The sequence below is a fragment of the Nocardioides sp. CPCC 206348 genome (genome assembly GCF_048654705.1).
Classification (GTDB): Bacteria; Actinomycetota; Actinomycetes; order Propionibacteriales; family Nocardioidaceae; genus Nocardioides.
In genome coordinates, this window is sequence record NZ_JBMCZA010000161.1 from 8,857 (window position 1) to 16,156 (window position 7,300).

A 7,300-nucleotide genomic window follows, 5' to 3' on the forward strand; every position below is an offset into this window, starting at 1 on the left:
CGACCTGCCGGCCGACGTACTCGACGGCGTGACACACCTGCACCTCGGCGGGCCTGAGTTCCTCGGCGGCGACGCGGCCGGCGAGCTGCTGGCCCGCGCCCGCGCGCTCGGCATCACCACCTCGGTCGACATCCTGGCGCCGGGCGACCCCGACATGCTGGCGTGGATCGGCGCAGCGCTGCCCCACACCGACTACCTGCTGCCCAACGACGAGCAGGTCCTCGGCTTCACGGGCGCGGCGTCCCTGGTGGACGGCGCGCGCGCCCTGGTCGACCTCGGCGCCGGTTGCGTGGCGGTGACCCAGGGAGCCCGTGGTGCGCTGGTCGTCAAGGCCGAGGGCGTGGCGGAGGTTCCGGCGTACTCCATCGACGTCGTCGACACGACCGGGTGCGGCGACGCGTTCTCCGCCGGTTTCCTGCGCGGCCTCTCGCTCGGCCTGCCCGCCACGGAGGCGGCAGCGCTCGGGTGCGCGACCGCCGCCCAGGTGGCCCGGGGGGTCGGTACCGACGCGGGCTCGTACGACCTGGCCGCCGTACAGGCCTTCCAGGACGCCTGACCGACGCCTGGACCCCGTTTGTGCAGTTCGCCAACGCACCCCGGCAACGTTGTGCGGGCGGCCTGAGATGACGACCTCGCTCCGGTGACACCTTGGAGGGCATACGGCGACATGGCCGTTTGCCCGAACCAGGAGGCCCCCGATGACGAACGTCGCAGCTGACGCCGCAGGCACCGCGCCGCGGTGGAAGGACAAGAAGCGCTACCTGTGGATGCTGGGACTCGTCGTCCCGACCCTGCCGCTGGCGGCCATCGCACTGCACCGCGCGACCGACCAGGCCGTGTGGCTGTGGCTGACGCCGGTGATGTTCTTCGTCGTCATCCCGGTGCTCGACCTGATCTCCGGGTACGACGACACGAACCCGCCGGACGAGGTGATCGAGGCCCTCGAGAACGACAGGTACTACCGCTGGGTGACCTACCTCTACCTGCCGGTGCAGTACACCGGCTTCATCCTCGCCATGGCCTACCTCGCCACCGCCGACCTGTCGGTCGCGGCCAAGATCGGCCTCGCCATCTCGATCGGCACCGTCGGCGGCGTGGCCATCAACACGGCCCACGAGCTGGGCCACAAGCGAGAGTCGGTCGAGCGCTGGGCGTCCAAGATCGCCCTCGCCCAGACCTTCTACGGCCACTTCTTCATCGAGCACAACCGCGGCCACCACGTCCGCGTCGCAACGCCCGAGGACCCCGCCAGCTCGCGGATGGGCGAGAGCGTCTACCGGTTCCTGCCGCGCACCGTCCGCGGCTCGCTGACGAGCGCGTGGCACCTCGAGGCCAAGCGGTACCAGCGCAAGGGCACCCACCCGTTCCACCTCGGCAACGACGTGCTCAACGCCTGGCTGATGTCCGTGGTCCTGTGGGGTGGCCTGATGCTCTGGCTCGGTCTCGCGTACGACGTCAACCCGCTCGCGCTGCTGCCGTACCTCGTCCTGCAGGCCGTGATGGGCTTCTCGCTCCTCGAGGTCGTCAACTACATGGAGCACTACGGCATGCTGCGCCAGAAGGTCGGGCTCCCGGAGAAGCAGCGCTTCGAGCGGGTCCAGCCGAGCCACTCGTGGAACTCGAACAACATCGCCACGAACGTGCTGCTCTACCACCTGCAGCGCCACAGCGACCACCACGCGAACCCGACCCGTCGCTACCAGACCCTGCGCGACTTCAAGGACGCTCCGGTGCTGCCCACCGGCTACACCGGGATGATCGTCGTCGCCATGTTCCCGCCGCTGTTCCGCCGGATGATGGACAAGCGCGTGGTCGCCCACTACGACGGCGACATCCGTCACGCGAACCTGCTGCCGAGCAAGCGCGAGAAGCTGCTGAGGAAGTACCCCGCGCCCGTCGCGGTCGTGGACGAGGTCCTCGAGGACGTCACGGCGCACACGTTCACCGACGAGGTGCTGGCCGCGAAGTGCCCCGGCTGCAGCTACACCTACGAGGTCGAGATCGGCAACGAGCTCGAGGGCTTCGCCGCCGGTACGGCGTGGAAGGACATCCCCGACGACTGGTGCTGCCCTGACTGCGGTGTCCGCGAGAAGGTCGACTTCGTGCCCGTCACCCCGAGCTCCCGGGTCGGTGCGTGATGAGGATCCACGCCGACAAGGCGAAGTGCGAGGGCCTCGGGATGTGCGAGTCGATGGCCAACGACTACTTCGAGGTCGACGAGGACGAGGACCTGGTGCAGGTGCTCAACGACTCCCCGCCGGAGGCCGACCGGGCGCACGTCTTTGCCGCCGTACAGGCCTGTCCCGTCCTGGCCCTCACCCTCGAGGGCTGACACTTCGGACCCCCATTTCCCACACTTCGTGCCTACCGGTGGAAGAGCTCGTGGTGGCGCAGGGCGATGGAGAGCTGGGGGCTGAGCTTGGCGATGGGACGACCGAGGAGCTCTTCGGCCTGGCCCAGGCGGTAGCGGATCGTGTTGCGGTGCACGACCAGGAGGCGGGAGGCCTCCTCCGCGCTGCCGCCACAGTCGAGGTACGCCGACAAGGTCTCGCGGATGCGCTGGGTGCCCTCGTCCTCCTCGGTCAGCGGTCCGAGCTGGCGGGCGACGAAGCGGTCGACGTCGGGCGAGCAGCCGAGCAGGACGGGGAGCTCGACGTCGGTGTAGAGGGTCAGCCAGGAGGCCGCGTCGGGGGTCGCCACCCGCAGCGCGCCGAGCGCCTCGCGATGGCTGGCCGCGAATCCGGCGATGCCGGTGGTCGAGGACCCGACCCCCACCGCGATGCTCTCGTGCCCGGGTCCCCCGGTGGTCGACGCCAAGGGCGACAGGTCCGGCGCGTCGCGGGTGCCGAGCCACATCCACAGCTGTCGCCCACCCGGCTTGACGACCAGCGGGTTGGCCGCGCCGACATGGCGGGCGAGCTCCAGGGCGAGTGACTCGAGCGAGCCGGCCCGTTCCGGATCGGTCACCGACAGGACGAAGGCCGTGTGGTGCACGGAGATCGGATAGCCACCCAGCGCACTCGAGGCCTCGCGGGGGTCGTCGAGCTCGCCCGCGAGGACCGCGCGCACCGATTCGTAGCGTTGCGCGGCAGCGCCGGCCAGTACCCGGCTGCGCGCCGCCTGGTAGACGTCGACCGACGCCGTGATCGAGCTGTCGAGCCACATGCCCGCGCGGTTCCAGAAGTGGATGAGCAGCTCGGCGTGGTCGATCTCGCCCGGCGGCGCCTCGGCGACGACCTCCCGCGCGTAGCCCCACACCTCCTGCTGGGCGACCCGGTAGAACCGGATCAGGATCTCCAGCGGCACCTGGCGATCGGCGACCTCTGCGGCCAGCCGATGGGCCGAGTCGACGAGACGGAAGTTCTGCTCGGGCTGGGCGAGGTCACCCAGGAAGGCGATCCAGTGGTCACGGACCGTCACGCTGATCGCGTCGCCCAACCCCTCGATCTCGGCGACCTCGGGGATCTCCGAGACGATCGCGCCGCTCACCCGTTCCACCCACGCGGCGACCTGCTCGGGCTGGCCCTGTTCGGCGATGTAGCCGAGCAACCACGGCGCGAGGTGGGACGACGTGGACTTGCTGGACACCATGGGCGCCACCGTAGCCACGTCCAGCGTCTTTGTGCAGGGGGACAACGGGTCGGTGGTTCTTTGGTCGGCTGCCACGAGCGCCGTGACGCACGCCACCTGTCAGATGGACCCCATGCCAACGCGGACCCCTGCTGACCCGACCCAACTCGACTACGACGTCGTCGTCGTGGGCTCCGGTTTCGGCGGATCGGTGACCGCCCTCCGGCTCACCGAGAAGGGCTACCGCGTCTGCGTGGTCGAGGCGGGGCGCCGGTTCGCCGACGACGAGTTCGCGAAGACCTCCTGGGACGTGCGCCGCTTCCTGTTCGCACCGCGGCTCGGCTGCTTCGGGATCCAGCGGATCCGGTTGCTGCGCGACGTCGTCGTACTGGCGGGCGCCGGGGTCGGCGGCGGGTCCCTCGTCTACGCGAACACCCTCTACGAGCCCGCGTCCGACGCGTTCTACAACGACCCCCAGTGGCGGCACATCACCGACTGGAAGGCCGAGCTGGCGCCGTACTACGACCAGGCGAAGCGGATGCTCGGCGTGGTCGACAACCCGACCCTGACCGCGTCCGACGAGGTGATGAAGGCGGTCGCCGACGACATGGGGGTCGGCCACACCTTCCGGCCGACGCCGATCGGCGTCTGCTTCGGCGCGGGCGGCGAGAAGCAGCCCGGCCAGGCCGTCCCGGACCCGTACTTCGGTGGCGCCGGCCCCGAGCGCAACGGCTGCCTCGAGTGCGGCGAGTGCATGACCGGCTGCCGCCACAACGCCAAGAACACGCTGCTGAAGAACTACCTCTACCTCGCCGAGAAGGCCGGCGCCGAGGTCCGTGAGCGAACCACCGTCGCCGCGATCGTCCCCCGTCCCGAGGGTGGGTACGACGTCCGGACGCACCGTTCCGGAAGGTCGGCCCGACGCCAGGAGACCGTCACCGCCGGCCAGGTCGTGATGGCGGCCGGCACCTGGGGCACCCAGGAGCTCCTGCACGGCATGCAGCGCTCCGGCGACCTGCCGCGGCTCTCGGAGCGACTCGGCTACCTGACCCGCACCAACTCCGAGGCGCTGTGTGCGTCGAGCACGAAGATGCGCAACAAGGACAGGTACGACTTCCACCACGGCGTCGCGATCACCTCGTCGATCCACCCCGACCCGGTCACCCACATCGAACCGGTCCGCTACGGCAAGGGCTCGGGCCTGATGGGGATGCTGCTGACCCTGATGACCGACGGCGGCGGCCGCACGCCGCGCTGGCTGCGCTGGCTCGGCCAGGCGTTGCGCCACCCGGGCCTGCTGCTCTCGACGATCGCCGGCCTCGGCTCGTGGCCCGAGCGCACGATCATCGCGCTGGTCATGCAGACCAACGACAACTCGATCACGGTGTTCCCGAAGAAGGGCCGGCCCGGTCGTCGTACCCGGTTGACGTCGAAGCAGGGCCACGGCGAGCCGAACCCGACCTGGGTCCCCGTCGGCAACGAGGTCGTGCGCAACATCAGCAAGCGGATCGACGGCGGTTCGTACAGCAGCACCGGCGAGATCTTCAACATCCCGATGACCGCGCACTTCCTCGGCGGCTGCCCCATCGGCGACTCGACCGAGACCGGCGTGATCGACGCCTACCACCGGGTCCACGGCCACCCGGGCCTGCACGTCGTCGACGGTGCCGCGATCTCCGCGAACCTCGGCGTGAACCCGAGCCTGACCATCACGGCCCAGGCCGAACGGGCCATGGCCGTGTGGCCGAACAAGGGCGGGGCCGACCTGCGGCCCGCACCCGGAGCCGCCTACCAGCGGCTCTCCCCGATCGCGCCGGTGCGGCCGGCCGTGCCGCCGACCGCACCGGCTGCCCTCCGCCTTCCGTTGTACGTCGTCGACAGCTCCGCTCACGGGGCCACCGCATGACGCTCGCGCCTGTCCGGGAACGCCCGGGTCCCGACGGCATGACGCCCGAGGCCCGGCAGATCGCCCGGGAAGCCGTGCGGTCGTCGATGCCGTTCAGGACGCTGGGCACCTTCGGTGACTTCTACAGCTTCGTCGGGACCGTCTTCAAGCAGATGTTCACGCGCAAGTTCCACTTCCGCGAGTTCATCTCGCAGGCGTGGTTCGTCACCAATGTGTCCTTCTGGCCGGCGCTACTGGTGTCGATCCCGTTCTGCGTCGTGATCATCTTCCAGGTCAACCAGCTGCTCATCCAGATCGGTGCGGTCGACCTCGCCGGCGCCGGAGCTGCCGTGGCCGTGGTGCGCGAGATCGGACCGATCGTGAGCGTCCTGGTCGTGGCGGGAGCGGGCGCGACCGCGATCTGCGCGGACCTCGGGTCGCGCAAGATCCGCGAGGAGATCGACGCCATGGTCACCCTCGGCATCGACCCGATCGAACGACTCGTGGTCCCCCGCGTCCTGGCGTCGACCCTGGTCGGTGTGGCGCTGAACGGGATGGTCACCGTGGTCGGCCTGGTCGGCGGGTACTTCTTCTCGGTCGTCCTGCAGGGCGCCACCCCCGGCCTCTACCTCTCCGACCTCACGCTGCTCGTCGGGCTGCCGGACTTCCTGGCCTCCGAGGCGAAGGCCGCGATCTTCGGGATGCTCGCCGGACTCACCGCCTGCTACCTCGGCCTCAACGCCAAGGGCGGACCCAAGGGTGTCGGCGAGGCCGTGAACCAGACCGTGGTCTTCGCCTTCATGCTCCTGTTCGCCGCCAACAGCGTGATCTCCGCGCTGTTCCTCCAGATCAAGCTGGGTGCCTGAAAGTGATGACGTCCTGATGGCCACGATCAACCGCGCCGAGGTCTCCCGCCACCTGGCGAAGCCGACGGGTGCGTTGCGCAACCTGGGCGACCAGCTGTCGTTCCACGGCAACGCCTACTCGCACATGCCGCGGGCGCTGAAGCACTACCCGAAGGAGGTCGTGCGCCTCCTGGCCGAGGTGGCGCTCGGCTCGGGTGCGCTGGCGCTGATCGGCGGCACGGTGCTGGTCATCGGGTTCCTGACGGCGGCCTCGGGCATCGAGGTCGGCCTGCAGGCCTACACGTCCTTCGACAACATCGGCGTCTCGACGCTGTCCGGGTTCTTCTCGGCGTACTTCAACACCCGCGAGGTCGCACCGATCATCGCCGGCATCGCCCTCACCGCAACGGTCGGCGCGGGCTTCACCGCCCAGATCGGTGCCATGCGGGTCAGCGAGGAGATCGACGCCCTCGAGGTGATGGCGGTCCCGCCGGTCCCCTACCTCGTCACGACCCGGATCATCGCGGGACTCATCGCCGTCGTACCGCTCTTCGCGATCGCGCTGATGATGTGCTGGCTGGCGACCTATCTCGTGGTGACGGTCGGGTACGACCAGCCGCCCGGCACCTATCAGCACTACTTCGACACGTTCCTCGTCCCCAGCGACATCTTCCTGGCGATGGTGAAGGTGATCCTGATGGCGCTCGTGATCGTCTCGATCTGCTGCTACCACGGCTTCCGCGCGTCCGGCGGACCCGCCGGTGTGGGTGCCGCGGTCGGCAAGGCCGTCAGGTCCGCCCTGATCTGCACCATGTTCATCGACCTGATCTTCGCGATCGCCGTCTGGGGCGGTCCGTCGGTCCACATCGCGGGGTGAGCAGACGATGACGACTTCATCTGGAACGCACTCCCACCGGATCGACCGCCAGGTCATCTTCGGATTCCTGTTCCTCGCGCTGATCGCGCTGATGATCGCGGGCACCATCGCGAAGTACCGCGG

General features: G+C 69.5%; 7 protein-coding genes. 6 read left to right on the forward strand and 1 reads right to left on the reverse strand.

Annotation, left to right across the window (positions count from 1 at the left end; all coding sequences use genetic code 11):
• The 3 genes from ACOADB_RS11755 to ACOADB_RS11765 all read left to right on the forward strand — a co-directional run.
• The coding region (locus ACOADB_RS11755) for a carbohydrate kinase family protein (protein ID WP_378598421.1) at nucleotides 1–556 on the forward strand (556 nt) is incomplete at its 5' end.
• Nucleotides 557–698: 142 nt separating this feature from the next.
• Nucleotides 699–2,138: a fatty acid desaturase gene (locus tag ACOADB_RS11760; RefSeq protein WP_378598424.1), complete on the forward strand. Its 1,440-nt coding sequence runs from the start codon at nucleotides 699–701 to the stop codon at nucleotides 2,136–2,138.
• On the forward strand, nucleotides 2,138–2,332 hold the full coding sequence (locus ACOADB_RS11765; RefSeq protein ID WP_378598427.1) for a ferredoxin: 195 nt from the start codon (nucleotides 2,138–2,140) through the stop codon (nucleotides 2,330–2,332). Before ACOADB_RS11760 ends, ACOADB_RS11765 begins: the two co-directional genes overlap by 1 nt.
• Before the next feature lie 32 nt (nucleotides 2,333–2,364).
• Here ACOADB_RS11765 and ACOADB_RS11770 read toward each other — a convergent pair whose 3' ends face one another.
• Nucleotides 2,365–3,591, reverse strand: coding sequence for a PucR family transcriptional regulator (locus tag ACOADB_RS11770; RefSeq protein ID WP_378598430.1), 1,227 nt, complete (start codon nucleotides 3,589–3,591; stop codon nucleotides 2,365–2,367).
• Nucleotides 3,592–3,703: 112 nt separating this feature from the next.
• Here ACOADB_RS11770 and ACOADB_RS11775 point away from each other — a divergent pair, with 112 nt between their 5' ends.
• From ACOADB_RS11775 to ACOADB_RS11785, 3 genes are all read left to right on the forward strand, one after another.
• On the forward strand, nucleotides 3,704–5,476 hold the full coding sequence (locus ACOADB_RS11775; protein ID WP_378598433.1) for an FAD-dependent oxidoreductase: 1,773 nt from the start codon (nucleotides 3,704–3,706) through the stop codon (nucleotides 5,474–5,476).
• Between the two features lie 86 nt (nucleotides 5,477–5,562).
• Nucleotides 5,563–6,321, forward strand: coding sequence for an MlaE family ABC transporter permease (locus tag ACOADB_RS11780; protein WP_378598555.1), 759 nt, complete (start codon nucleotides 5,563–5,565; stop codon nucleotides 6,319–6,321).
• A gap of 16 nt (nucleotides 6,322–6,337) precedes the next feature.
• Entirely contained in the window at nucleotides 6,338–7,177 is an 840-nt protein-coding gene (locus tag ACOADB_RS11785) for an MlaE family ABC transporter permease (protein ID WP_378598436.1), read from the forward strand.
• Nucleotides 7,178–7,300: the final 123 nt, after the last annotated feature.

Bases quoted from the DNA above. Each gene is read 5' to 3' on its own strand.
- ACOADB_RS11770 (WP_378598430.1), bottom strand. From the start codon at position 3,591: ATGGTGTCCAGCAAGTCCACGTCGTCCCACCTCGCGCCGTGGTTGCTC.
- ACOADB_RS11780 (WP_378598555.1), top strand. From the start codon at position 5,563: ATGCCGTTCAGGACGCTGGGCACCTTCGGTGACTTCTACAGCTTCGTC.
- ACOADB_RS11775 (WP_378598433.1), top strand. From the start codon at position 3,704: ATGCCAACGCGGACCCCTGCTGACCCGACCCAACTCGACTACGACGTC.
- ACOADB_RS11760 (WP_378598424.1), top strand. From the start codon at position 699: ATGACGAACGTCGCAGCTGACGCCGCAGGCACCGCGCCGCGGTGGAAG.
- ACOADB_RS11785 (WP_378598436.1), top strand. From the start codon at position 6,338: ATGGCCACGATCAACCGCGCCGAGGTCTCCCGCCACCTGGCGAAGCCG.
- ACOADB_RS11765 (WP_378598427.1), top strand. From the start codon at position 2,138: ATGAGGATCCACGCCGACAAGGCGAAGTGCGAGGGCCTCGGGATGTGC.